The sequence below is a fragment of the Mesorhizobium sp. M1A.T.Ca.IN.004.03.1.1 genome, assembly GCF_003997555.1.
Classification (GTDB): domain Bacteria; phylum Pseudomonadota; class Alphaproteobacteria; order Rhizobiales; family Rhizobiaceae; genus Mesorhizobium.
In genome coordinates, this window is the sequence record NZ_RZTV01000408.1 from 1 (window position 1) to 267 (window position 267).

Sequence of the window (267 nt, forward strand, 5' to 3'; positions counted from 1 at the left end):
CTGGAAAGGACGCGGGCCGGCGAGGCGATCTCCGCCTTCGCGCTTTCGGAGCCGCGCTCAGGCTCGGACGTCGCCAACATGGAAATGACGGCCACGCGCGAAGGCGACAGCTATGTCCTCTCAGGCGAGAAGACCTGGATCTCCAATGGCGGCATCGCCGATCTTTATGTCGTCTTCGCTCGTACCGGCGAGGCGCCCGGCGCCAAGGGGATTTCCGCCTTCATCGTGCCGGCCGACACGAAGGGCCTTGGCATCGCCGAACGGCTC

1 protein-coding gene is annotated in these 267 nt (G+C 65.9%); it reads left to right on the forward strand.

Features of this window, described 5'->3' with window-relative positions; all coding sequences use genetic code 11:
* A partial coding sequence (locus EOD29_RS32205) for an acyl-CoA dehydrogenase family protein (protein WP_206520563.1) occupies nucleotides 1–267 on the forward strand: 267 nt, incomplete at both ends.